The following is a 25986-nucleotide window of genomic DNA, read 5'->3' on the forward strand; positions in this document are numbered from 1 at the left end:
GTTCACCGGCCGCCCGCCCCCTCGGTGGTGAATCGCTCGTGGACCTCGGCGACCATCGCGCGGCCGTCGCGCAGCAGCGCCAGGGCGAACACCGAACTCAGCAGCAGGGTCACCGCCTCCGAGGACGCGGCGGTCAGGCCGCCCGCGACGACTAGCAGGCACGCGTTGGCCAGCGTGCCCGTCGGCCGGCGCACGAGGAAGTATCCCGCCAGCCGGATCACGTCGAGCGTCCGGAACGCGAACAACGACGTGATGACCAGCGCGTTGGCGGCCGACAGCGCCACCGCCACGGCCACCAGCACCAGCGGCACCGCCCACCAGGAGGGCACGCCGGCCGCCCCGAGATGGGTGAGGTTCACCGCGACGACGGTCAGTACCACCAGCAGCGGTACCCAGATCCGCAGGGCGTCGGCGACGTTGCGCCGGTACCCGCGCCAGAACGCCACCGCCGGCCGTAGGTCGGTCAGGTCCGACCCACGGTGCCACAGCGCGTACAGCGCGGCGGAGACCGCCGGGCCGAGCGGCAGGGCGCACGCCGCGGCCAGCGGAACGTTGCTGGCGTCGCGGTCGAGCAGGACGAGCAGGACCAGCCCGGGCGCGGTGGTGACCACCAGCAACGCCTCGACGACCAGCAGCGTGTAGACCAGCGCGGCGGCCCGCGCGAGCGGGCCCTCGCCGAACTGCCGGCGGGCACCGGCCGTGTCACTCATGACGTCGCTCCCCGTCCGTCGCCGGATCCCAGTCGGGCCGGCCCGGCCGCGCCCGGCGGAGTTGCCGGGTGCGCGGCCGGGGCGCCGCGCTCAGCCGTGGTTCTTCTTGTACCGCGTGTAGGCGCCGTTGATGGTGTCAACGTACTGAGTGGCGTTCTTGGCCTCGAGCTCTTTCGCGTAGGTGTCCCACTCGCTCAGCGGCCGCTGGCCGAGGATGAACTTGAGCGTCTGCTGGTTGACGTAGTCCGTGATGGCCGTCTCCCACAGCGTCGTCTGTTCGCGCTCGTCGGCCGACAGCGGGTGCGTCGGCTCCAGCGGCAGCGTCTTGCACTCCGCCATCGCCTTCTGGAACTCCAACTCCTCCGGGGGGAACTGCGAGTCGAGCAGCGTGGTGCTGCCGCCGTAGACGAACACCCCGTTGAAGAAGCCGTACTCGACCTGGAGGTTCTTCTTGCCCGTCGGGTTCAGGCCGGCCCAGGTCACGTCGGGGGCGAGCTTGAAGGAGCCGTCGTCGATGCTGCCGGTGTAGGTCGTCCCCTCGATGCCCCACTTGGCGAACAGCTTGCCGGCGTCGGAGTAGAACAGCCAGTCGACGAACTGCATGATGGCGACGAAGTTCTTGCTGTCGCGCGCCTTCGCCGAAATCATGACGCCGCTCTCGGTCCGCACACCCCGCTTGACGTTGCCCAGCGGCCCGGTCGGCCGCGGAATCTTCATCACCGTCGCACCCGGGATCCCCGCGATGTCCTTACGCACGGTGTTGATCAGCTCCTGGGCGTTGGTGCTGACCACGAACGCCTTGCCGTTGGCGAACTTCTGCCGCGCGGCGTCGTCGCTCTGGGTGAAGCTCTCCGGGTCGATCAGCTTCTCGCTGACCAGCGTGTTGAGGAACTGGAGCATCTGTTTGTACTGGTCCATGGTGCCGGTGAGGACGAACTTGCCGGCGCTCGCGTCCCAGGTGGTGGTGCGGTAGTCCCAGCCGGCCCACGGCCCGTAGGCCGAGCCGAGCATCGCCAGCAGGTTGTTGGCGCCGGGGCCGGGCGGGGTGGTGCTCCACCGGTCGGACAGCGGGTAGACATCGGGGTGCGCCGCCTTCATGGCCCGCAGCATGGCGTGCACGTCGTCCCAGGTCTTGGGCACCTCAAGGTTGAGCGCCTTGAGGATGTCGGTGCGCACCGCCAGCGAGTAGTCCAGCCACACATCTTCGTGCAGGCCGGGCAGCAGATAATACTTGCCGTCCTCCTCGCGGTTCTGGTCCAGGTCGCCTTGCAGGTTCCACTTCTCGATCTGCGCGGCGAAGTTCGGCATCAGGTCGACGTAGTCGCTGACCGGGAGGACGGCGCCACTGGCGATGTAGTCCTCCTCCTGCGGGTGGTACGTCTTCGGAATGATCAGCGGCGCGTTGCCGGCGCTGATCATCACGCTGCGCTTCTGGTTGTAGTCGGACAGCGGGATCACCGTCGGGTTGAAGCTGACGTTGGTCCGCTTGGCCAGCTCGGTGAGGAAAAGCCAGTTCTTGTTGTACGGGTAGTTCGGGTTACTCAGCATCATGATGGGGAAGGTGAGCGGCTTGGTGGCCTTGAACTGGTCACCGACGCCGTACTTCTCCATCGCGCCTTCCCGCTTGCCGGAGAGGTCCTTGTCCTTCTTGGAATCGCTGTCGTCGCTGCCGCAGCCTGACAGCCCCAGTGCGGCGGCGCCCGCGGCGGCGCCGGCCGCGGCGAGCAGTTGCCGCCGGGAGAGCTGGTGCATGGGAACTCCTTGTCGGGGGTGGGTACGAAGGTGCGCCGGGCGTCAACCCTTGACCGCGCCGAGCGTGACTCCGGAGACGAAGTAGCGCTGGATGAAGGGGTAGACGAGCATGATGGGCAGGACCGTGAGCACGATGGTCACCGCCTGGATGTTGGCCCCGATCTGCAGCGCCGAGTCGCTGGACGCCGTCTCGTTCGCCCCGGTGGTGGCGCCGGCGATCAGGTTGCGCAGATACACGGTGACCGGAAAAAGGTCAGCGCGGTCCATGTACAGGAAGCCGGAGAACCACGAGTTCCAGAAGGCGACCGCGTAGAACAGGATCATCGTGGCGATGACCGCCTTGGACAGCGGCAGCACGATGCGCAGCAGGGTGCGATAGGTGTCCAGGCCGTCGACGGCGGCGGCCTCCTCCAGCTCCTCCGGCATGCCCTCGAAGAACGCCTTCATCACCAGCAGGTTGAACACGCTGATGGCGTTGGGCAGCACGATGGCCCACAGGGTGTTGCGCAGGTGCAGGCCGTTGACCAGCACGTAGTTCGGGATCAGGCCGCCGTTGAAGAACATGGTGAACACGGCGATCCCGATCAGCGCGCCCCGGCCCCGCAGGTGCTTCTTCGACAGCACGTACGCGTAACAGGTGGTCAGCACCATCGAGACGAGGGTGGCGGTCACCGTGTAGATCACGGTGTTCCGGTAGTTCGTCCAGAACATCGAGTCGGACATCACGTGCCCGTACGTGGTCAGGTTGAAGCCCCGCGGCCAGAGGTTGACCTTCCCGGCCCGGATGTAGTGCTCCGCGCTGAACGAGTCAGCCAGGATGTTGACGAACGGGTACAGGGTCAGCACCACGACGCCGGTCAGAATGACGGCGTTGACCGCCTGGAAGACGCGGGCCCCGCGGGACGGTCGCGGCCCCCGCGGCCCCGACAGCCGCCCGACCCGTGGTCGGTCCTCGCGTGCGTCCACCGTCACCACAGGCTCGCCCCGACCGCGCGCCGCGAGAGAAAGTTCGTCGACATCACCAGGGTCACCCCGATCACGGACTCGAACAGCCCGATGGCGGCCGCGTAGCTGAAGCTGCCCGACACCACGCCCACCCGGTACAGGTAGGTGGAGATGACATCCGCCGTCGGGTAGGTCAAGGGGTTGTACAGCAACAGAATCTTCTCGAACCCGATCGTCAGGAACGTGCCGGTGTTGAGGATCAGCAGCGTCATCATGGTCGGCCGGATGCCCGGCAGGGTGATGTGCCAGGTCTGGCGCCACCGGTTCGCTCCGTCGATCCGGGCCGCCTCGTACAGGTTGTCGTCGATAGTGGTCAGCGCGGCGAGGTAGAGGATCGTGCCCCAGCCGACGGTCTGCCAGACCTCGGAGGACACGTAGATGGTCCGGAACCAGCCGGGTTGCTGCAGGAACGGGATCGGGTCGTGGCCGAACAGCCGTAACGCCTGGTTGACCACGCCCGCGTCCACGTCGAGCAGCTGCACGATGATGCCGGCCACCACCACGATGGACAGGAAGTGCGGCAGGTAGGAGATGGTCTGGACGAAGCGCTTGAGCCACCGGGTCCGCACCTCGTTGAGCAGCAGGGCGAGCACGATCGGCAGCGGGAAGGTGAACAGCAGGGTCAGCCCGCCGAGGATCAGCGTGTTGGTGAACACGTGCCAGAACGTGGGGTCGCCCAGGAACAGCCGGAAGTAGTGCAGGCCCACCCATTCGTCGCCGAAGATGCTGCCACCGGGGCTGTACCGGCGGAAGGCGATGATGTTGCCGAGCATCGGCAGGTACCGGAAGATGGCGAAGAACAGCAGCGGCACGACCGCCAGCGAGTACAGCTGCCAGTCCCGGCGCAGCGTCTGGCGCCAGGTGCGGCGCCGCCCGCGCACGGTGCGGGAGGCGCGCGGCGTCGTCGCGCTCGCATCCCGCCCTCCCGGCGGTAACCGCAAAGGTTCAGGTGCGCCCGCGCTCGGTCCCGCCTCGACTGGCACCCGACCTGCCATGCCACCCCTTCGCATCCGTTCGGCGGCGTCACCCGCCCGCGAGCCCGAAGACTCGTCGGGGCACCTCCCGCAACATTCGGGAGATGTTCCGATACATATGGCGGAAACCTAAGCGCGTCCGGCGGACCATGTCAAGGTCTCCCCGCGCCCGGGGCCTCGTAGTATAGTCAGTGGTCACTGCGTATTTGACCAGCGAAAACACCGTTTCGGCGGCATGCTGGAAGTGGTTGATAACAAGAGCGCAGCGAAATTTTCGGATATTGTCGGAGGGCTTTCGGCGCCCCGATTCCGCGCCGCAAGGTCGACCCGGTGCGCGGCGCCGACGGGCGCGCCTTGGCACGGCGCGGGAAGCGCGTGGTCAGTAGCGCTGGTGTCAGTAGCGCGATGGCAGTAGCCGACGTCAACAGCGCTGACGTCAGTGGCGCGTGTCAACAGCGCTGACGTCGGCAGCGCGAGGTCAGCAGTGCGTCGTCGGTGTCTGGCCGGGCAGCCGATCGCGGGCGTTGGGTCTCTTGCCGGCGGCTTTGCCACGGTCGCACACGAGCGCCACGCGTGCCCATGCCGCCTCGAGCACCACTGCCTACAGAGTGATCCAGTAGCGGCGCTTGACGCCCGCGTCGGTGGTGCGGACGTCCTCCAGGACGCCACCGTTGCGCTCGATGCTGCGCGCCGATCCGACATTGTCGTCGTCGCACGTGACGAGTACCCGATCCAGACCGAACGCACGGGCCTCGAGCAGAACCGCACCGAGGGCCCAGGTGGCCAAGCCACGTCTCCGGGCGGAGGGCCGGATGCTATAGCCGATGTGCCCGCCGACATCGAGCAGGAAGGCATTCAGATAGTGCCTGAGATCGATGGCTCCCAGGTAGCTGTCGCCCTCGACGATCCACCAGTGGGTGGCGTGGACACGCCCTTCTCCCACGGCAACTGACCTGTCCGACTGCTGCCGCAGTTGCCCGACCCACGCCGCGAAAACCTCGGGGCTGTCGAGGTCGGCTACGGGTGCCAGACGCAAGCCGGTTCCGTCCTGGTGGGCACCTGGAGGCCACTCATCACGGGCCGCGAGCCATGAGGATTGGAGCCGACCTGTGGGTGTGATCAGTTCAGGCATGCGCGCGACGATAACACTCGGCCGTCCCCGGCAATCAGGCGTTTCGCGCTGCCCCGATGAGACCGCGATTGAGCAATGGGCGCGTGCCGCGCCGGCGTGCACATCGATAATCACACGCGTGTCCTTTGTCCGCGGGGCTGCCGCCCGGGTACGGCGGCACGGCACCGTGTGCACTGCATACCGGGCCCGATGTTCACCGCGGACAGCCCGCTGACCGGTGCCCCATCGCGGTCGACTCCGGCGAATCGCTGGTTGCCGGCCCTCACCGATCGGCCGAGCCGTCGACCGGTCTGGCTCGGCACCTCTGGCGCCGCGCGGCGACCCCGACCGGTCGCACCCTAACCCGACCGGTCGCACCCTAAACTGTCCAAGGTCACGATCGAGAATTGTGATTGTATGAATATGCATCATTGTGATGGTTAACTCAGGTCGATCGGAGGGAGCACGTTCATGGGGGTAACGAAACGCTCACCGGTACGGGGGGTGGCGGCCCTGGCCATGCTGCTCGTGGCGGCGGTCGCCGGATGCTCGTCGAAGTCCGACGACACCGCGAGCCAAGCCAAGACGCCCGACAAGGTCGTCTATATCACTGGCTTCGGCAGCTTCGGGCGAGACGCGTACATCTGGGTTGCCAAGCAGAAGGGCTACTTCAAGGCCGCGAACATCGACGTGCAGATCGAGCCGGGCAACGGCTCGAACAACGAGCGTGAGCTGGCCGCAGGGAAGGCACAGTTCAGCGCCATCGACCTGTCGGCCGCCATCCTGCAGATCAGCAAGGCCCCGTCACCGCTGGGCATCCGGGCGATCGCGGCCATCCAACAGAACTCGATGTCCGCCATCATGGCGCTGCCCGGCTCGGGCATCGCCCGCCCGCAGGACCTGGCGGGCAAGACGATCGCCGTGACCCCGGGTGGCGTCGAGGAGCTGCTGTTCCCGAACTACGCCAAGCTGGCCGGCTTCGACGGCTCGAAGGTGAAGTTCGTCAGCTCCTCCGCCGCCCAGCTGCCGCAGATGCTGGCCACCAGCCAGGTCAACGCCATCTCGCAGTTCGTCGTCGGGCAGCCCACCGTGCAGGCGGTGGTGAAGAGCAAGTCGCTGACCGTGCTGCCGTACAGCGACTACATCAAGGACCTGTACGGCAACGCGCTGTTCACCACCACCTCACTGATCAAGAGCAATCCGGACCTGGTCAAGCGGTTCCGTGACGCGCTGTTGAAGGGGCTCAACGACTCCCTGGCCGATCCCGACGGGGCCGGCAAAATCCTGCAACAGAACGTACCCACCGCCAACGCCACCAGCGCGGCCGCCGAGCTGAGCCTGATGAAGCAGTACGTGCAGGGCACGGCGGGCGCGACGGTCGGTGGGCTGACCCCCGACCGGGTCGGGCAGATGGTGGACACGCTGCACGACGCCGGTGCGATCCAGAAGACGGTCGACGCCGACACGATCGTCGACTTCGACCTGGTACCCAAGCAGGGCTGACCCGCGCGACCGGCGCCTTTCGTCCGCAGTGGACGGAGGGCGCCGCGCCCTCAGGCGTCGAACTGGGTCCGCCAGGGGAACGGGGCGAGGTCGGGTTCCACCCAACCGGTCCGGGCCCGGTCGCCGGCCAGCGTGGACGACCGGTAGAAGCGGGTGAGCAGCCGCTTGTCCAGCAGCACCGCGTGCTGCTCGGCGAAGGTGTCGAAGTCGGCGGTGTCCGAGTGTTCGGCGTGATGGCCGACCAACTCCACCCAGGCCCGGCTGACCGTGACGTGATACTTCTGCGGCCTGCCCGCGTAGCGGGCGGTGCTCCGGATGCCCTCGCTGACCAGCGCCACCGCCTCGACGGTGCCGTACCGCCGGACGGCCAGCCAGGTCAGCTGCACGTGCTGGCGGTGCCCGAAGCGATCCGCGTGCGCCATCACCTGCGACATCAGGTCCTGGAACGCGCTCGCCCCGGTCACGACGCCCCCGCCACCAGCGCGCGCAGCACCTCGTGGAAGCCGGCCAGCGTCGCGGCCGGCAACTCGCCCAGCGCGCGGCGCTCCAGGTCGGCGAGGGCCTGGTGGATGGCCTCCGCCGCGACCCGGCCGGACTCGGTCAGCTCGACCAGGACCGAGCGCCGGTCGCCGGCGAGGGCGCCCCGGGTGATGTGCCCCCGGCGTTCGAGCCGGTCGAGCACGCTGGTCAGCGTCGTCGGCCGGGTGCCGGCCCGCGCGGCCAGTTGGGAGACGGTGCGGCCCGGGCCGTCGGCGAGATTCGCCAGGGCGTTGATCTCGGACGCGGTCAGGTCGAGGTCGACCAGTTCGCTGGTGAGCCGGTGCAGGGTCGCGTGGGTGGCGCGCTGCAGCGCCAGCAGTGCGGACCGGTCCGGCGTCGCGTTATCGGTTACCACGATTTCGGATAGTACGAGATCGTCGCAACGATGGCAATGGATGCGGAAGGTAGTGGATACGGGAGGGCGATGGATACGGGAGGGCGATGGATACGGGAGGGCGATGGCTGCGCGGCCCGATGGGGTGGCACGGCTCAGGCGTGGGGTAGGAACCCGGCCGGGAGGGCTCCGTGCGCGTCGAACGGCAACGCGAACGGCTCGCCCGCGTCCGGTTCCACGCCGTCGTCGAGCCCGGACCACAGCGCCTCGCTGACCGCGCACACCTGGGTGTGCAGCGTGTCCCGGATCCAGACCAGCCTCGGCCGGCGGGCCGCCTCCGGGCCGCAGACGGCCAGCGCGGCGACGATGGCGTCCCGGTCCGTCGGCAGCACCACCGGCAGCCGGCCACGCCGCAGCCCCGCCCAGCCGGCGGTCATCACGTTGAGGTAGAAGGCGTCCAGGTCGATCCCCGACACCAGCCTGGCCGGTACGAAGTCGGCCAGCCCCACACCGATCGCGTTGCCGTGGGACGCCTCGGTGAGGTTCAGCGCCACCACCGCCCGCACCGGTGCCGGGTCCGGCTCGGCCAGCCCCGGTACCAGCCAGCGCCCGATCACGTTGGGATCCATCCCGGTACCGCTGATGTCCTTGCCCATCCGCGACACCACGAGCACGTCGATGCCGCCCTCGACCGGCAGCCGGGGCAGCGAGCGTCGAGCCAGCTCCAGCAGTTCCCGTTCGCCGGCCCGGCCGATGTCCCCCGGCACCAGGCCGCGCACCACCAGCGTCTCGTCGAACTCGTCCTCCACCACGGCCAGCGCGCCCAGCAGGTACCGGTCGGCCAGGTACCGGCCCACCGCGGGCATCGTCTCGCGCAGCCCCTCGATCCCCCGGCCGTGCAGTTCCTGCGCGCCGGCCTGCTTGCCCAGCCCGATGGCGGCCAGCTTCGCCGCCCCGCTCTCGATGCCGCCCCGGAAGTCGGTGTGCGGCTTGACCCGGGCCACCAGGAACGCCCGACCCGCCCGGGCCACGTACCGGTCGAGGTGCACCGGCACGCCGTCGACCTCACCCACCACCTCGGTGTCCATGCCGGCCCGCACCGGTACGCCCAGCCGCTGCTCGGTGATGCCGTACCCGGCCAGCACCGCGGCCTGTCCCTCGGCGGTACCGCCGCCGTGGCTGCCCATCGCGGGCACGATGAACGGCGCGAAGCCGGCCCGGCGCAGCTCGTCCACTGCCGCCGCCACCAGCTCCGCCAGGTGCGCGATGCCCCGGCTGCCCACGGCCACCGCGACCGGCGCACCGTCGCCCGCCGCGCCACTCTCCGCCGCACCGATCCCCGCCGCACCGCGCCGCGGCCCGCCAATCCCCGCCGCGCCGCCGATGGCGCGGCGCACCTCGGCCCGCGCCACGCCGTCGAGGTCGGCGATCCGCGACGGGGCACCCCGCCGCCGCACCAACCGCATGCTGGGCAGCCGCACCCGGGCGCCCACCCGCGCGACCAGGTCGCTGCGCCGTGGGTCGGAGGTCCAGCCCGCGCGGTCCGGCCCGGAGGTCATGCCACACCACCGCCGCGGGCGATTTCGATCAGGACCGAGTCATCCCGGCGGCCCAGGCCGGCCCGGGCGCCCGCCTCGTAGCGGCGCTGCGCCGCGCCGGCCAGCGGCGCCTCGAACCCGTGCGCCCGCGCGGTCCGCAGGACCAGGTCCATGTCCTTGACGAACACGTCCAGCGCGCTGCGCACGTCGTCGTGGGTCTCGGCCAGCATCCGTTCGCCCCGGTCGTCCAGCATGAACGAGGCCGCCGCGCCGTGCCGCACGGTCTCCCAGCAGGCTCGCGCGTCCAGGCCGGCCGCCTCGGCGAAGGCCAGCGCCTCGGCCGCCGCGGCGATGTGCACCCCGCAGAGCAGCTGGTTGACCAGCTTCATCCGCTGGCCGTCGCCGGGCGCCGGCCCGACCGTCGGCGCCTGCCGGGCCAGCGCGTCCAGCAGCGGCGCCAGCGCGGCGAGTGGGGCCGGCGCGCCGCTCGCCATGATGAGCAGGTCGCCGGTGGCGGCCCGCCCAGTACCGCCCGACACCGGCGCGTCGATCAGCTCCACGCCCAGCGCCGCCAGTCGCCGCGCCCAGTCGACGACCGCCTCCGGCCCGACGGTCGCCATCAGCGCCACGACGGCGTCGGGCGCCAGCGACGCGGCGGCGCCCCGCTCGCCGAACAGCACCTCCTCGACCTGCGCCGGGGTGGCCACCATGACGACCACCGCCTCGGCGCCGGTCACCGCCGCCCGGGCCGAGGCGGCCGCGGACCCGCCCGCCGCCGCCAGCGCCGACATCCGCGCCGGGTCGAGGTCGTACCCGCTGACCTCGTGCCCGGCGCGCGACAGGCACGCCGCCATCGGGCCGCCCATGGCGCCGAGCCCCAGCCAACCGACTCGCATCCCTACCCACCCGCCTCTGCGCTCATCCGTGCCACCACGTCCGCCAGCGCCCGCTCGTCGCCGACGTTGCCGGCGAACACGACGTACGGCCGGCCGACCGCCCGTTCACGCGCCGACACCGGCCGGTACAGCGAGACCATGCCCTCGAAGAGTTGCCCGGCCACCTCGGCGCGGCGGATGCCCAGCCCGCTGACGGCCACGTCGTGCGAGGTGATGCCGCCCTTGGCCAGCACCCACGACGGGCCGGCCGCCAGCGCCCGGCGCACCACGTCCGCCACGGCCGCGGATACCCTCCGCGCGATGCTCAGGCCGGCGTCGCCGATCGCGCCGCCGACCAGGGTGCGGCTGGTCAGCAGCAGGACGTCGGAGCGGCTCAGCCCCTCGGTCACCCGGGCCGCGGCCCGCGCCACGTACGCCGCCGGATCGCCGGATGCCAGCAGCTCCGGCACGTCCAGCTCGACCGGGATGACGTCGCACCGGGAGCGCAGGGCCTCGACCTGCCGGCTGGTCTGCCCGACGTGCGACCCGACCACGATCAGGCCGTGCCCGCCCGGGTGGCCGCCGGGCCAGATCTGCGCCCCGGTCAGCGCCGGCTTGGGCTCCTGGCCGTCCAGGGCACGTACGAACGACGGTCCGGTGCGGTAGAGCAGCGATTTGCCGGTCGCCTCGACGTTCAGCGCGGCCAGCGCGACCGTCTCCAGGTCGGCGTAGTCCAGCGCGTTGACCACCACCAGGTCGCCGGGGCCGACGCCGTCCAGCAGCTCGGCCACCCGGTCGGGTCCGCCGCGACGGATGTCGGTCAGGCCGATGGAGTGGACCCGGTGCTCCGCGACGGCGCCCCGGCCGGCCGCCACGAGGAACTCGCGCAGGTTCGACGTGCCGTACCCGAATGTCGCGTCCCGCGCGAACTCGGTCTCGCTCACCGGCACGAAGCGCTCGCCGATCCGGGCCCAGTGCACGTCCCCCGCGGTGACCCGGCCGGCCTCCAGGTAGGTCGGCACGAACAGCACCGCGTCGTGGCCGCGCCCCACCGCCGCGCGGCGGGCCCGATCCAGCGCCCCGATCTCGGCCAGCACGTGCCCGCGCAGCGTGGAGTCGCTGCGGCTGACCAGGTCGATCGGTCGTCCGGCCCGGGCGGCGAGGGCAAGCAGGTCGCCCGCCACCGACTCGGCCAGCGCCACCGCGTCGGGCTCGGCGAGACTGCGGGTGTTGGTCAGCACGAACGCGGTGGGCGCCGGGCCCGCCAGGGCCCGCTCGGACTCGGCCGGGTCGGGCACGGTCACCACCTGGACGCCGTGCACCGACTGCGATCCGGTCGGGTCGTCGTCCAACACCCCGATCATCCGGCCGGCCTGGACCCTCAGCGCCCGGATGCGGGCGCGCAGGTCGGCACCGTCGGGCACCGGCGGCACCTCGCCCCAGGGAAGGCGTTCGGGCTGCTCACCCGAGCCGCGGCCCGGCTCGGCCGGGCTGTCCCGCAGCGCCCGTGCGTCCGTCATCGAATCCCCTTCCAAGATCTAGACTCGGAATCGGTCGTCAGGCGTTCGACGCGTAGCGATGAAGCAGATTATAGGCTGCATTCCTATCAAGGAGGACCTGTGAACATCGTCATCACCGGCGGCTCCGGCTTCCTCGGTGCGCGCCTGGCCCGGACGATCCTGGCGAAAGGATCGCTCGCCCGCGACGGCGCGCCGCCCACCCCGGTCGACCGGCTCACCCTGCTGGACCGGGTCGCGCCGCCGCCCGACCTGGCCGCCGATCCACGGGTACGCACGGTGCGCGGTGAGCTGGTCGACTCGCTGGACGCGCTGGCCGGCGCCCACCTCGTGTTCCATCTGGCCGCCGCGGTCAGCGCGGAGTGCGAGGCCGACTTCGACCTGGGCATCGAGGCCAACCTGCGGGCCGGGTACGCGCTGTTCGAGGCGTGCCGGTCGCTGCCCGAGCGGGTCACCCTGGTGTTCGCCAGTTCGCTGGCGGTATACGGGCAGTGGCCGGGCCGGCCGCTACCCGAGGTGGTCACCGACGCCACCCTGCCAACCCCGCGCACCAGCTACGGCACCCAGAAGTTCATCCTCGAACAGCTGCTGACCGACTACACCCGCAAGGGCTTCATCGACGGCCGGCCGGTGCGGCTGATGACGGTCAGCGTGCGGCCGGGCCGGCCCAACGGTGCCGCCTCCGGCTTCCTGTCCGGCATCATCCGCGAGCCGCTGGCCGGGCAGCGCGCCGTCTGCCCGGTGCCGGCACCCACCGCGGTCGCGCTGTCCTCCCCGGCGCGCACCATCGAGGGCCTGCTGCGGGTGGCCGCGGTGTCCATGGAGGACTTCGGCGCACCGGTGGCGATGAACCTTCCGGCGGTGCGTACCACCGTGGCCGACATGGTGGCCGCGCTCGCGGAGGTGGCCGGCAAGCGGGCCGCCGACCTCATCGACTGGGCGCCCGACCCCGACATCGAGGCCATCGTGACGAGCTGGCCCGCGCGCTTCGACACCGCGCGGGCGCACCGGCTGGGCCTGGCCGCCGATCCGGACTTCGCGTCGATCGTGCGGGCGTTCGTCGAGGATCGATAGGCTCGGTGGCGCGACCAGGCCGCCAGCCGCCGGGGAAAGGTTCCCGACCGTGCGGTGGGATGTCAATCCGAAATGACCGGCGCCTGCTCGGGGTTGGCCAGGGCGCTGCCCACCCAGCCTCGCTCGCGGGCCAGCAGCGCCGCCTGGAACCGGGTGCGGGCGCCCAGCATGGCCATCGTCGCGGTAACGTGCTTCTGCACCGTGCGCCGACTCATGCCGGTCACCCGCGCGATGGACTCGTCCTTCAGCCCGGCCGACATCAGCAGCAGCACCTGCTGGGCCCGCTCGCTCAGCTCATCGGGCGGCCCGCCGTCGCGCAGGGACTGCAGCGGCACCGCGCGCTCCCAGATGCTCTCGAACAGCGCGATGAGCGCGTCCAGCAGTGGCGACGGGTGAACCACCAGCGCGCCCAGGCCGGGCTCGTCCACCTTCAGCGGTACGAAGCCGGCACGCCCGTCGAACAGCGCCAGCTTCATGGGCACGTTGGCGACGGCGCGCGCCTGCTCGCCCATGGCGAGGCTGTGCTCGGCGACGGCCAGCGTGAGCGACTCGTCCAGCGCCCCGCTCTCGTAGACCGACCGGGACCGTACCCCTCGCCGGATGCCCGCGCCCTCGGCCCGCAGGACGTCGTTGGGGTCGTCGACCGCCACGTACGGCGGCTTCGTCAGCGAGTCGAACTGGAACTTCGCCGTGTGCACCAGGTGCATGAAGTACCGCATCGACCGCTCGCGCCCGACGATCACCTCGACCAGGTCGGCGGCCGTGCCGTCGGAGGCCGCCTCGCGGTACTGGTCCTGCAGCTCCTTGGCGACCACCCGGATCTGGGCCAGCTCCTCGCGCCTGCGGGTCACCAGGGTCTCCAGGGCCAACTCCGGAGGGCTGGCGCTGTAACCAGGCGGGCGGGTCGGTACCCGCGTGACCAGCGCCTTGTCCTCCAGCACCCGCAGCAGGTCCCGGGCCGCGCGCACCGACAGACCCAGCGCCTCGGCGACCTCGCGGGCGGTGCGGCTGTGCCCCTCCCGAACCAGGTACCGGTACGCCTGTTCGTGGGGCGGGCTCACGCCGACGGCACCGAGCTGGTTGTTGGGTTGGGACACGGTCAGCCAACCCGCCGTCTGACGCTCATCGCTGTCCGACCGTATCAGCGAACGTTCACCCGATGGGTTCCCGGCCGGGATTGAGATCGATGCCACGTCACGGGCCCGGTGCACCCCGGCGATCTCGGCGGCGATACTGGCGGCCGGCGGGATGGTCGCGGAGGTGCGCGTGCTTGAGGTTCTCGGTGTCGACGTCTGGGGAGAGAGCGCCTATCTCTGCCTCGTCGACGGCCCGGCCCTGACCGTCGAGGAGCTGGCCAGCCGCACCGGCATCGACCAGGACAACCTGAAGGGTGCGCTCATCCGGTTGGAGGACCGCGGCCTGGTCTCCCGGATGCCGGGGCGCCCCACCCGGTACCGGGCGCTGCCGCCGGAGCACGCGCTGGAGGTGCTGCTGCTCGCCCGGGAACGGGACATCCACCGGGTCCGGGCCCTGGCCCAGCACCTGGCCGAACGGCACCGCAAGGCGCAGGTCGGCCGGGACTCGGCCTCGCTGATAGAGGTGATCACCGGGCCGGACGGCGTGGCGCGGTGCGGGCAGCAGCTGTTCCGCCGGGCCGAGCGGGAGATCCGGGGCATCGACGCGCCGCCCTACGCCAAGGCCAGCAACGGCGAGCGGGTCAACTCCAGCCTGAACATCGGCGGGCGGCGGGTGCGCAGCCGGTTCATCCACGCCCACGACGCGCTGCGGGTGGCCGGTGGCGTGCGGCGCATCGAGGGCGACATCGCCGCGGGCGAGGAGGTGCGGTTCCTGCCGCAGACGCCGATGAAGATGATCCTGGCCGACGACCAGGCCGGCCTGATCCCGCTGCTGGCCACCCCGCAGGTGCTCGACTCCTGCATCCTGGTGTACCCGTCGGCGCTGCTGGACGCCCTGTCCACGCTGTTCGAGACGCTGTGGCAGCATGCCCAGCCCTACATCCCCGAGCAGACCGGGCAGCCGGACGACGACGCGCTGCCCGAGGAGGATCGCCGGATCATCGCCCTGCTCGCGATGGGGCTGTCCGACGAGGCGATCGCCCGGCAACTGGGCATCGGCCACCGCACCATCCAGCGACGGGTACAGGCGCTGCTGGCCCGGTTGGGCGCGACCAGCAGATTCCAGGCCGGCATCCTGGCCGCCAGCCGCGGCTGGTGGCGGCCGGAAACGTGACGACGGCCCATGGCCCGGACACGTTGCGGCCGGCGGCGCGGGCCGGCCGCGCGGTGCGGCCGGCCCGTGACGCTTCATCGGTGAGGATCACCCCTCGGCTCAGCGCGCCGCCAGGCTGAAGTCGGCGGCGACCACGCCACCCTTGACCAACTTCACCGTCCTGGTGTCCGGCTGGTAGCCGGTCGCGGCGACGATCACCGTCAGCGGATTGTCCTTGGTCGGCAGCCAGAGCCGGTACGCGCCCTGGTCGTCGGTGGTCAACGTGGTGTCGCCGTTCTTGGTGTCGACCTGCACCACCGCGCCGGACAGCGGCATCTGGGTGCCGTCCGCCGACCTGCCGGTGACCGTTCCGGTCAGTTCGCCCCAGCCGGCGGGGGCCGTGATGGTCATGGTGATCGGCACGGTCAGCGAGCCGTACGGCGTGTCGCTGTCGATGAGCAGGCTCGCATGGTGGTCGCCGGTGTCGGCCGATCCCATCGCGGTGGCGTCGAGCGTCACCTTGACGGCCGCCGACTTGCCGGCCCCGATGGTGACCGTCGTGACGTTCTCGGACAGCCACGGCACGTCGGCGTGCGGCGCGTCGTAGCCGGGCAGCTTCTGCGCCGTGGCCTCGGGCACGCTGTAGCCGTTCAACCCGCCCAGCACGTACCAGCCGATGGCGCCGGCCGCCTCCATCACCGGGCTGGCCAGGTTCGGCATCGCCGACCAGGCGTCGGTGGCGGGATCGTAGGCGTACGCCTCATTGGTCATCGATCCGGCGGACAGCACGTCGCCGCCCGCGGACAGCAGCCGGCCGTCGGCCGCAGTGGCGGCGGCCCCCCAGAAGTCGACCGGCGCATCCGCGATCCGCGTCCACTTGCCGCTGGTCGAGTCCAGCTTGTACCCGGTCGCGGTGTCGGTGCCGACCGCGTCGGCCGGCTCGTCCGCGCCGCCGGCGCAGTACAGCACGCCGTCGACCGTGGCGCACGAGGGGAACGAGACCGGGGCAGGGTACGGCGGGCCCGCCGACCAGGTGTCCGACGCCGGGTCGTAGACCTGCACGGTGTTGTACCCGCAGCCGTCCCAGTCGCAGCCGCCGATCACGTACAGCTTGTCGCCGAGCACCGCCGAGCCCTCGTCGCCGTACGCCACCGGCGCGTCGGCGATCTGCGACCAGGCGTTCGTCGCCGGGTCGTAGACCTCGCCACCCTTGATGGGATTGCCGGCCGAGTCCCGGCCACCAGTCACGTAGAGCTTGCCCCGGATCACGCCGTACGCCGCCCCGAACCGCTTGGTGGTGGCGCTGGCCAGGGTGGTCCAGCTCGCGCTGGCCGGGTCGTACGAGTAGAACGCGTTGCTCCACTGGCCGCCGGGCGCTTCGCCCAGCCCGGCATAGAGCACCCCGCCCGCCACGGCCGCGATCCCGCCGTACGTGCCGGTCGGCAGGTCGGTCAGCGGCTGCCACGCCTGCCCGGCCGGCGCGGCACCGGCCCGCGCGGTACCCGTCGGCGCGGTACCCGTCGGCGCGGTACCCGTCGGCGCCGGGCTCGCGGCGACTGACGACGCGGTCAGCGGGGTCACACCGGCCTTCACCCGCTGCCGGGCGGCCCCGGCCGCCGGACTCGGCGCGCCGCCGAGCGCCTGTTCCCCGAGCGTGACGGTGGCCGGCGAACCACCGGTGTTCGTGACGGTGAGGTTGACCGTCTTCGTGCCGCCCCAGGGCACGCTGCCGGCGACGGCGCTCTCGTTGGCCCTCAGCTGCGCGGGGTGCAGCGCGAAGTCGGCCGCCGTGACCGCGTTCGAGGCGACGGGCACCTTGGCGGTGACCGCCGGGTACCCGAAGCCGGGCAGCCCGGCGGTGAACTGCTGCTTGCCGGTGCGGCCGGAGAACAGCCAGTAGAGCCCGTTGGGCAGCGCGGAGTCGCCGGGGGTGGCGACGGCGTGCCCCGAGTCGGTGGGCACCGCGACGCCGCTGACCGTCGCGCCGAGGACCCCGGCGCCGGTGTTGGCGTCGGTCACCTGGCCGACCAGCAGACCGCCGGTCAGCGTCTGCAGGGCCCGCGTGCCGATCGCGACGTCGTCCAGCTGCCAGGTGCCGGTCAGCGCACCGGTGAAATGGAAACGCACCCGGACCGACGGCTTGCCCGCGAACTGGTCCAGCGGCACCACTTCGTGCGCCGGCCCGTTGATGACGTCGGTGTGGTGCCACACAGTGGTCCACGTCTGGCCGTCATCGGTGCTCACGTCGACGTCCGCGGTCGGGTCGTCCAGCCGGTACGTCGAGGGCAGCGCGGTGTCGAAGTCCAGCTCGGGCGTCTTCTCCGCGCTGAAGTCGTAGCTGGGGCTGATGAGTTCGGTGTCGGCCGGCAGCCAGCCGAGGGCGTAGTCGTCCACGATGGCGAAGTGGCCGTTGCCGCCGGTCTGGTTGCCGCGGTTGAGCGGGTCGTCGAACTGCCAGCCGCCGGCCGACGTGTTGTTCTTGACCGTCCAGCCGTCCGGCGTCGTGCTGGTGTCGAAGCTCTGCTGCGCGCCGCCGTGGTAGGTGATGGCGTAGCCGGGCGCCAGCGCGCCGGTGGTGGACACCGGCAGCCGCAGGTCGGCCTCGACGCCGGACTCGCCGACCGAAACGTCGGCGCTGGCCGGCTGGTAGCCGGGGTACAGGGCGGTGGCGTGCAGGGTGTAGGTGTGGTCCATCGGCACCTTGACCGAGTAGGCGCCGGTGGCCGGGTCGGTGAACGCGGTGCCGGGCACCCCGTCGACCGTCACCTTCGCGTAGACGCCCCAGTCGTGGCCGCCGCCGTCGCGCACGGTGCCGGAGATGGTCTGCGTGGGCACCGGGGTCAGCGCGACGTCCCGGGTCACCGAGGCGCCGTCGGCCAGCTCGACCGAGCCGAGGTCCTGGTCGGCGTAGCCGAACGCGGCGACCGACAGCGGGTACGAGCCGACCGGCACGACCAGCTGGTAGGCGCCGCCGGAGTCGGTGGTGGCGTGGTACGCGCCCAGCGTCACCGAGGCACCGGCCACCGCCCTGCCGGTGGACGCGTCGGTCACCGTACCGGCGAGCGTGGCGTGCGGGCCGGGCCGGAACGCGGACAGGCCCTGCGGGGTACCCAGGCCGGTCGGCCCGTCGTACCCGGGGCCGGCCACGCACTCGTACCGCGGGGTGCACTGCGGCGTGGTGCCGAAGCCACACAATGAGCTGTCCGCGCAGCTGGCATTGTCGCCGACGGTCACGTCGTTGAGCGCGCCGGGGCTCAGGTACGGGTAGGAGGCCGGGTAGCTGCCGGCCACCGGGGTGCCCGCGTCGGCGTACACGCCCGCGATGATGGGCGACGCGGCGCTCGTACCGCCGTAGACGTTCCAGCCGGCGTCGGAGTAGCTGTTGTAGACGGCCACGCCAGTGGCCGGGTCGGAGACGGCGGACACGTCCGCGACCGAGCGGCCGGGGCAGTCCGGGTCGGTCTGGAACGACGGCTTCGGCTCGACCGCCGAGCAGCCGGAGCCGGGCGCGCCCCACCGGGGACCGTCCGACGTGTTCGCCACGCTGTTCCACACCGTTTCCGACCAGCCGCGGGCGCTGCCGTCCCGGGTCAGCGCGGTGCCGCCGACCGAGGTGACGTACGGCGAGGAGGCCGGGTAGCTGACCCCGTACCCGTCATCGCCCGAGCTGGCCACGATCGCCGTGCCGGGGTGGTCGTAGTAGGCCTCGTCGTAGGCGAGCGAGCTGGGGTCCTCGCCGTACCCGCCGTAGGAGTTGGACACGTACTTCGCGCCCAGGGCGACGGCGGTGTTGACCGCGGTGCCGAGGCTGTCGGTGTCGGGGTTGTCCGCCTCGACGAGCAGGATGTGCGCGGCCGGCGCGATGGCCGACACCATGTCGAGGTCCAGCGAGATCTCGCCGGCCCAGCCGTCGTCGGCCGCCGGATAGGCCGCGCCGCCCCGCTGGTCCACCTTCCGGAAGCACCCACTCGCGGCGTCACAGGCGGGCAGCCCGAACTGCTGGCGGTAGACCGCCAGGTCGGACTCGGCGTTCGGGTCGTCGAAGGCGTCCACGATCGCGACCGTCTCGCCGGCACCGCCGTCGGCCGGCAGCCCGTATGCGGAGTGCAGGTCCGCCGGGCCGTACCCGTCGGGCGGGGTGGTGGCCGCACCGTCGCGCGCCTGGAGCCCGGCCCCCTGCTTCAGGTCGGTGCGCCGCAGCGCGAAGCAGGTGAACTGGCCCGGCTTCGGCGGGCCGCACAGCGCCTGGGTGGCCACCTGGGCGCCGGTCGCCGGCGCGGCAGTGGCCGCGTCCTGCGGTACCTGCGTGACGAGCGTGGCGAGCAGCAGCGCGGCGGCCGCCGCGAGCAGGCGAATCGCCGACGACTGACCTGGGTCGCGGCGCGGCGCCAGACGCGCCGAGCCAGATCGGTCGGACGCCATGCCGCGCGAGGGTAAGGGTCGTCGAAGGTGCACCGGCGCTCCAGTCGTAGCCGTGGGGGTTCACGCCGGGCGGGCAGCTCCACGCTGAGCCGTTCTGCGATCCGCCGGCAAGAGAAGGTTCATCAGCGGGCCACGGGAAATCAACGCGGCCGGGTGGCGGTTTTCCGCCGTGACGTATTCACGCCTCGCCACGGCCGCGACGTTCGCCCGGGTACACCTCGCCTCCGCACGGCCGGACGGAGCGTTCATGTCGACGCTGCGCAAATGAGTCGCTTCCCATGTTGGCCCTTCCGATTACGTTGACACATTTAAGTTTGCCTACGCATGGTGGGGAAACGGCAAACGAAGATCGTCTGTCCTCGGCCCCGACAAGGGGCCGTGGTCGCAACGAGGGTGGAGGACCTTGATGCACCTACCCAGACAGGGACGGACCCCGGTGCGCGCCAGAACCTGGCTGCTGACCGGGGCTCTCGTCATGGCCACCGCCGTGCTCGGCCTGCCGGCCGCGGCGAACGCCGCCCCCGCCAAGGGTGGCGCGGCCACCCCGGCCGGTACCGCCTCGGCGAAACAGAACGTCGTGGCGGTGTGCGGCACTCCGAAGAAGGGCCAGTCGGCGTGCTTCGCGTTGCGCCGCACCGACCTCGCGCCGACCCGCGGCCTGCGGCCCGCCGACGCCACGCCGCAGGGCTACGGCCCATCCGACCTGCGCAGCGCGTACACCCTGCCGGCGAACGGCGGCGCCGGCGCGACGATCGCGATCGTCGACGCCTTCGACGACCCGAACGCCGAGTCCGACCTCGCCGTGTACCGCCAGCAGTTCGGGCTGCCCGCCTGTGACGCCGCGAGTGGGTGCTTCCGCAAGGTGGACCAGCGCGGTGGCACCGACTACCCGACCCCCAACGGTGACTGGTCCGGCGAGATCTCGCTGGACCTGGACATGGTCTCCGCCATCGCACCGCAGGCGCACATCGTGCTGGTCGAGGCGGACACCAACAACAACACCGACCTGTACGCCGCCGAGGACGAGGCGGTCGCCACCGGTGCCAAGTATGTGTCCAACAGCTGGGGCAGCGGCTACGACAGCACCCCGGGCAGCGGTGAGGACCCGACCGAGACCACCGCGTCGGACCCGTACTTCAACCACCCCGGCGTCGCCATCGTGGCCAGCACGGGCGACCTCGGCTACGGGGTCGCCTACCCGGCCGCCTCGCAGTACGTGACCTCGGTCGGCGGCACCGCGCTGACCCGGGCCGACAACACGCGCGGTTGGTCGGAGTCGGTGTGGAACAACTCCTTCGGCGCCCCCGGCAGCGGCTGCTCGCTGTACGAACCGAAGCCGTCCTTCCAGACGGACACCGGCTGCGCCAACCGGGCCGAGGCGGACGTGTCCGCGGTCGCCGACCCGGCCACCGGCGTTGCCGTGTACCAAACGTACGGCAACACCGGCTGGAGCGTGTACGGCGGCACCAGCGCCGCGGCGCCCATCATCACGTCGACGTTCGCCGACGCGGGCACCCCGGTCGCCGGCACGTACCCGAACTCCTACCCGTACGCGGCCACCGGCGCGCTCAACGACGTCACCACTGGAAACAACGGCACCTGCTCCCCCGCGTACCTGTGCACCGCCGGCCCGGGCTACGACGGCCCGACCGGTCTGGGCACCCCGAACGGGACGGGGGCGTTCTCGACCGGGCCGCACGGCGAGGTGACCGGCACGGTGACCGACGCCGGCACCGGCGCCGGGATAGCCGGCGCCACCGTGGCCGCCGGTGACACCACCACTACCACCGACGCTCAGGGCCACTACGACCTGCACCTACCGGTCGGCAGCTACGACGTGACGGCCAACGGCTACGGGTACTCCGACGCCACTGTCACCGGCGTCGCCGTGGCCGACGGCGCGCAGGTGACGGAGGACTTCTCGCTGACCGCCGTGCCGCACGCCACCGTCAGCGGCACGGTCACCGACGGCTCCGGCCACGGCTGGCCGCTGTACGCGAAGGTGACCGCCGACGGGGTGCCGGGCGGTGGCGTGTTCACTGACCCGTCCACCGGGCACTACAGCATGGACCTGCCGCAGGGCCAGACCTACCAGCTGAAGGCCACCCCCGTCTACACCGGGTACGAGACCGGCGGCACCAGCGTCACCCTGGGCACCACCGACGCGCAGGCCAACATGGACGTGCCGGTCGACGCGCTGGCCTGTGACGCACCCGGGTACCAGTTGCACTACGCCGGCACCACGCAGTCGTTCGACGCCACCACGGCACCGGACGGCTGGACGGTCGACAACGGCACCGGCACGGCCGGCTGGGTGTTCACCGACGACGGCAACCGCGGCAACTTGACGGGCGGCAGCGGCGGCTTCGCCATGGTGGACAGCGACCACGATGGTTCGAGCAAGACTGAGAACACCACGCTGACCGCACCGGCCGCCGACTTCACCGGCGTCAGCAGCCCGACGGTCAGCTTCGACACCGACTACAACTCCTTCAACGGCCAGACCGCCGACGTAGACGTCAGCGTCGACGGCGGCACGACGTGGAGCAACGTCTGGCACCATGGCAGCGACGCGCTGCGAGAGGCGCACGTCGACATTCCGCTGCCGCAGGCGGCCGGGAAGTCCTCGGTGCTGATCCGGTTCCACTTCACCGGCAGCTTCGGCTGGTGGTGGGAGCTGGACAACGTGTTCGTCGGGGCCCGGACCTGCGACCCGACGACCCCGGGTGGCATCGTCTTCGGCCAGGTCACCGACGCCAACACCGGCAAGGGCCTGGTCGGGGCGAAGGTGACCTCGGTGGACCAGGCCGGGGTCGGCGGCACCACCGCGGCGACCCCGGACGACACCAACCTCGGCGACGGCTTCTACTGGCTGTTCTCGCCGGCCACCGGCACGCACCAGTTCACCGCGACGGACGGTCGCTACACGACTGCCACCGGCACGGTGAAGGTGTCGGCGAACTACGCCACCCGGGCGGACTTCGCGCTGAAGGCCGGCCAGGTGACGGTGAGCCCGTCGAGCATCGCCAAGACGGTCGCCTGGGGCGGCACCGCCAGCGCCACGGTGACCCTGAAGAACACCGGTACCGAGCCCGCCACGGTGAACCTCGGCGAGCAGTCCGGCGCCTCCACGCTGATGACCGCCGGCGGCGCGCCGGTCCAGAAGGTCAACGGCAGCTACTCGCCGCACGCGCTGAGGGCGGACGGCAAGTCGCTGGCGCCGGCGGCCAAGGCGGCACCCGCCGACGGCACACCGTCGGACGCGCCGTGGACCGCGATCGCCGACTACCCGACCCCTATCCAGGACAACGTGGCGGCGGTCAACGACGGCAAGCTCTACTCGGCGTTCGGCTTCACCGGTGACGGTGACACGTCGGCCATGTACGTCTACGACCCGGACAGCGGCGCCTGGAGCCCGCTGGCCAGCGCCGCGGACACCCGGGAGAAGCCGGCCGCCGCGTTCATCAACGGGAAGTTCTACGCCGCCGGTGGCTGGGACGCCAACGGCAACGCGGACCCGAAGCTGGAGATCTACGACCCGGCCACGAACGGATGGTCGACCGGCGCACCGGACCCCAAGCCGTACGCGGGTTCCGGCACCGCGGTGCTCGACGGCAAGCTGTACGTGGTCGGCGGCTGCACCAGCACGTGCGGCAGTACGGACGTGGAGGTCTACGACCCGGTGAGCGACACCTGGTCGCCGGCCGCCGCGTACCCGGAGCAGGTGTCCTGGGAGTCTTGCGGCGCGCTGGGCGCGAAGGTGTACTGCGCCGGCGGCACCACCAACAGCGGGGCCGGCAGCTCGCACGCCTACGCGTACGACCCGGGGACCGACTCGTGGTCGCCGGTGGCGGGCCTGCCCATGGATCTGTGGGGTTCGGACTACACCGCCGCCAACGGAATGCTGCTGGTCTCCGGCGGCGTGACCAACAACAGCGCCACGGTCACCAACCAGGGGTTCGCGTACGACCCGAGCAGCGACTCGTGGACCGCGCTGCCCAACGCGAACAACGCTCTGTACCGTGGCGGCAGCGCGTGCGGCTTCTACCAGATCGGGGGCAACCCGGGTGGAGCGTTCGCACCGCCGCTGCCGATCGACTCGGTGCTGCCCGGCTTCGCCGACTGCGGTGGGGCCAGCGACGTGCCGTGGCTGTCGGAGAGCACGACCAGCGTTACGCTGGCGCCCGGTAAGAGCGCGAAGGTCACGGTGACGGTGAACGCCGCCGACGCGTCTATCACCCAACCGGGCACATACACCGCAAACGTCGCGGTCAGCACCGACACGCCGTACTCGACGGCCGGCGTGGCGGTCTCCATGACGGTGAATCCGCCCAAGACTTGGGGCAAGATCACCGGCTCCGTCACCTCGGCCGCGGACGGTTCCACCCTGGCGGGCGCGACGGTCCAGATCGACAGCTGGGCCACGAGCTACACCCTGAAAACCGACAAGAACGGCCAGTACGCGCTCTGGTTGGACACCCGTAACAACCCGTTGCAGGTGATCGTCGCCAAGGACGGGTACCAGCCGCAGGTGGGCACCGTGAAGATCACCAAGGGTGCCACCACCACGGCCAGCTTCGCCCTCAAGAAGGACTGAGGGCTCAAGAAGGACTGAGGGCTCAAGAAGGACTGAGGGCTCCCGGTCGGCCGGGCCGGGGAGGGGCGGTGCGCCCCTCCCCGGCCTCCGCATTCCGGGAGTTAGGCTGGAGTGTGCCCGAAGGTCATACCCTCCACCGCCTCGCCGAGCGGCACCGCACCATGTACGCCGGCAAGCGGGTCACCGCCAGCAGCCCCCAGGGCCGGTTCGCCACGGGAGCCGCCGCCGTCTCCGGGTCCGTGCTGCGCGACACCGAGGCGTACGGCAAGCACCTGTTCCACCATTACGACGGGCGTTCGGTGCACATCCACCTCGGGCTGTACGGGGCGTTCACCGAGGGGACCGGTGCGGCACCCGACCCGGTGGGGCAGGTCCGGCTGCGGCTGTCCACCCGGCGCCACTGGCTGGACCTGCGCGGCGCGTCGGCGTGCGAGCTGCTGACCCTGGCCGAGGTGGACGCGCTGCGCGACCGGCTGGGCGCCGATCCGCTGCGCGACGACGCCGATCCGGCCGCCGCGTACGCCCGCATCGGGGGCCGGGACACGCCGCTCGCCGCCCTGTTGATGGATCAGTCCATTGTGGCCGGTGCCGGACTGGTCTACGTGTCCGAGGTGCTGTTCCGGGCCGGGATCGCGCCGACGGCGCCCGGTCGCCGGTTGACCCCGGAGGCGTTCACGCGGCTGTGGACCGACCTCGTGGCGCTGATGAAGGAGGGTGTGCGGCTCGGGCGGATCGACACCGTCCACAGTCGACACCTGCCGGAGGCGATGGGCCGGGCGCCCCGGATGGACCGGCACGGCGGCGAGGTGTACGTGTACCGGCGCCACGGACAGCCGTGCCTGGTCTGCGGCGGCGAGGTGCTGCGTGCCGGGCTGGCCGGCCGGAACTCGTACTGGTGCCCGACCTGCCAGCCCTAGCACCGTCTCAGCGCAGGCCGTGCCGGTCCAACCAGGCGGAGATGGCCGAGGCTACCGCCTCCGGCTCGTCCTCGGGCGCGTGGTGGCCGGCGGGCACCCCGAACTTCTCGACCTCCAGACCGGCGATGGTGGTCACACACCAGTCGAGCTGCTCCGGGGTCATCATGCTGCCCGGCCCGGGCTCGAAGGTGAGCAGGAGCTTGGGCACGTCGGGGCTTTCCGCCAGCCACCGGTCGTAGCGTTCGATCCGGGCGACGACGTCGGCCGGCTCACCGTCCAGCGGCATCGCCCTCGCCCACCGCAACAGCGGCAGGCGGCTGCCCCGGTCCGGGTACGGCCGGCGGTAGGCGTCGAGGTCCGCCTCGTCCAACTGCCGAACCACGGTGGCGGGCAGCAGTTCGATAAACGCGTTGTCGTCCAGCATCATCTTCTCGCCCACGCCGGGAGTCTTGATCGCCCGGAACAGGGCATGCGCGCCCTCGGGAAACTCCTCCCAGGTCATCGGCTTCAGGATGGTCTCGGTGAAGGCGACGGCGCGGACCCGTTCGGGGTGGCGGGCCGCCCAGTCGAAGGCCAGCGCCCCGCCCCAGTCGTGCCCGACCAGAACCACCCGGTCGAGGCCGAGGGAGTCGAACCAGGCGTCGAGGTACCGCGCGTGGTCGTCGAACGTGTAGGAGATGCCCGGCTTGCCCGACTCCCCCATCCCGATCAGATCCGGCGCGAGCCGCCGACCGGGATCGCCGACCGCCGGCAGCACCCGCCGCCAGAGGTGGGAGGAGGTGGGGTTGCCGTGCAGGAAGACGATCGGCGCACCGGCACCGACCTCCCGGTGGAACATCGTCGAATCGAGTACGTGCCGGATGGGCATCGCGGTCTCCGTTGAATGGT

At 71.4% G+C, this 25986-nt stretch carries 17 protein-coding genes and 1 pseudogene; 5 read left to right on the forward strand and 13 right to left on the reverse strand.

Annotated features, from left to right (window positions below; genetic code table 11):
* Nucleotides 1-2 precede the first annotated feature (2 nt).
* The 5 genes from ABEA87_RS17410 to ABEA87_RS17430 form a co-directional block, all read right to left on the reverse strand.
* Entirely contained in the window at nt 3-710 is a 708-nt protein-coding gene (locus ABEA87_RS17410; protein WP_345630785.1) for a DUF624 domain-containing protein, read from the reverse strand.
* 90 nt (nt 711-800) lie between these two features.
* Nucleotides 801-2462, reverse strand: a complete 1662-nt coding sequence (locus ABEA87_RS17415; protein WP_345630786.1) for an ABC transporter substrate-binding protein — start codon at nt 2460-2462, stop codon at nt 801-803.
* 42 nt (nt 2463-2504) lie between these two features.
* Nucleotides 2505-3434, reverse strand: coding sequence for a carbohydrate ABC transporter permease (locus tag ABEA87_RS17420; RefSeq protein ID WP_345630788.1), 930 nt, complete (start codon nt 3432-3434; stop codon nt 2505-2507).
* Nucleotides 3431-4348 (reverse strand): ABC transporter permease, encoded by a 918-nt coding sequence (locus ABEA87_RS17425; protein ID WP_345630789.1) that lies wholly within the window; start codon nt 4346-4348, stop codon nt 3431-3433. Before ABEA87_RS17425 ends, ABEA87_RS17420 begins: the two co-directional genes overlap by 4 nt.
* Nucleotides 4349-5042: 694 nt before the next feature.
* Nucleotides 5043-5573: a GNAT family N-acetyltransferase gene (locus ABEA87_RS17430; RefSeq protein ID WP_345630791.1), complete on the reverse strand. Its 531-nt coding sequence runs from the start codon at nt 5571-5573 to the stop codon at nt 5043-5045.
* Between the two features lie 450 nt (nt 5574-6023).
* Here ABEA87_RS17430 and ABEA87_RS17435 point away from each other — a divergent pair, with 450 nt between their 5' ends.
* The gene (locus ABEA87_RS17435; protein ID WP_345630793.1) at nt 6024-7055 is read left to right on the forward strand and encodes an ABC transporter substrate-binding protein; all 1032 of its coding nucleotides are present in this window, start codon (nt 6024-6026) and stop codon (nt 7053-7055) included.
* 50 nt (nt 7056-7105) lie between these two features.
* Here ABEA87_RS17435 and ABEA87_RS17440 read toward each other — a convergent pair whose 3' ends face one another.
* The 5 genes from ABEA87_RS17440 to ABEA87_RS17460 all read right to left on the reverse strand — a co-directional run bounded on the left by ABEA87_RS17440 (nt 7106) and on the right by ABEA87_RS17460 (nt 11862).
* Nucleotides 7106-7519, reverse strand: coding sequence for a hypothetical protein (locus ABEA87_RS17440; protein WP_345630794.1), 414 nt, complete (start codon nt 7517-7519; stop codon nt 7106-7108).
* Nucleotides 7516-7950 (reverse strand): MarR family winged helix-turn-helix transcriptional regulator, encoded by a 435-nt coding sequence (locus tag ABEA87_RS17445; protein ID WP_345630795.1) that lies wholly within the window; start codon nt 7948-7950, stop codon nt 7516-7518. The genes ABEA87_RS17440 and ABEA87_RS17445 overlap by 4 nt, the downstream gene beginning before the upstream one ends.
* A 134-nt stretch (nt 7951-8084) precedes the next feature.
* Complete coding sequence (locus ABEA87_RS17450; protein ID WP_345630796.1) at nt 8085-9488, reverse strand: nickel pincer cofactor-dependent isomerase, group 22; 1404 nt, start codon at nt 9486-9488, stop codon at nt 8085-8087.
* Nucleotides 9485-10363, reverse strand: a complete 879-nt coding sequence (locus tag ABEA87_RS17455) for an NAD(P)-dependent oxidoreductase (RefSeq protein WP_345630797.1) — start codon at nt 10361-10363, stop codon at nt 9485-9487. Before ABEA87_RS17455 ends, ABEA87_RS17450 begins: the two co-directional genes overlap by 4 nt.
* 2 nt (nt 10364-10365) lie before the next feature.
* The gene (locus ABEA87_RS17460; protein ID WP_345630799.1) at nt 10366-11862 is read right to left on the reverse strand and encodes a four-carbon acid sugar kinase family protein; all 1497 of its coding nucleotides are present in this window, start codon (nt 11860-11862) and stop codon (nt 10366-10368) included.
* A gap of 99 nt (nt 11863-11961) precedes the next feature.
* Here ABEA87_RS17460 and denD point away from each other — a divergent pair, with 99 nt between their 5' ends.
* Nucleotides 11962-12933 (forward strand): D-erythronate dehydrogenase, encoded by a 972-nt coding sequence (gene denD / locus ABEA87_RS17465; RefSeq protein WP_345630800.1) that lies wholly within the window; start codon nt 11962-11964, stop codon nt 12931-12933.
* 62 nt (nt 12934-12995) lie between these two features.
* On the opposite strand, the gene ABEA87_RS17470 is transcribed toward denD, so the two are convergent.
* Nucleotides 12996-14030: a LuxR C-terminal-related transcriptional regulator gene (locus ABEA87_RS17470; RefSeq protein ID WP_345630802.1), complete on the reverse strand. Its 1035-nt coding sequence runs from the start codon at nt 14028-14030 to the stop codon at nt 12996-12998.
* 169 nt (nt 14031-14199) lie between these two features.
* Here ABEA87_RS17470 and ABEA87_RS17475 point away from each other — a divergent pair, with 169 nt between their 5' ends.
* A complete protein-coding gene (locus ABEA87_RS17475) occupies nt 14200-15183 on the forward strand; it encodes a helix-turn-helix domain-containing protein (protein WP_345630804.1) in 984 nt (327 codons plus the stop codon).
* A 99-nt stretch (nt 15184-15282) separates the two neighbouring features.
* On the opposite strand, the gene ABEA87_RS17480 is transcribed toward ABEA87_RS17475, so the two are convergent.
* Complete coding sequence (locus ABEA87_RS17480; RefSeq protein ID WP_345630806.1) at nt 15283-19584, reverse strand: carboxypeptidase regulatory-like domain-containing protein; 4302 nt, start codon at nt 19582-19584, stop codon at nt 15283-15285.
* A gap of 436 nt (nt 19585-20020) precedes the next feature.
* On the opposite strand from ABEA87_RS17480, the gene ABEA87_RS17485 reads away from it, so the two are divergent.
* On the forward strand, nt 20021-24181 hold the full coding sequence (locus ABEA87_RS17485; protein WP_345630807.1) for a carboxypeptidase regulatory-like domain-containing protein: 4161 nt from the start codon (nt 20021-20023) through the stop codon (nt 24179-24181).
* Between the two features lie 113 nt (nt 24182-24294).
* Nucleotides 24295-25098 carry an Fpg/Nei family DNA glycosylase gene (locus tag ABEA87_RS17490; protein WP_345630809.1) on the forward strand — a complete coding sequence of 268 codons (804 nt, stop codon included), beginning with the start codon at nt 24295-24297 and terminating at the stop codon, nt 25096-25098.
* Nucleotides 25099-25105: 7 nt separating this feature from the next.
* On the opposite strand, the pseudogene ABEA87_RS17495 reads toward ABEA87_RS17490, so the two are convergent.
* Nucleotides 25106-25972: pseudogene (locus ABEA87_RS17495) on the reverse strand (haloalkane dehalogenase); the annotation flags it as partial.
* Nucleotides 25973-25986 lie beyond the last annotated feature (14 nt).

It is taken from the genome of Rugosimonospora acidiphila (assembly GCF_039543385.1).
Taxonomy (GTDB): Bacteria; Actinomycetota; Actinomycetes; order Mycobacteriales; family Micromonosporaceae; genus Rugosimonospora; species Rugosimonospora acidiphila.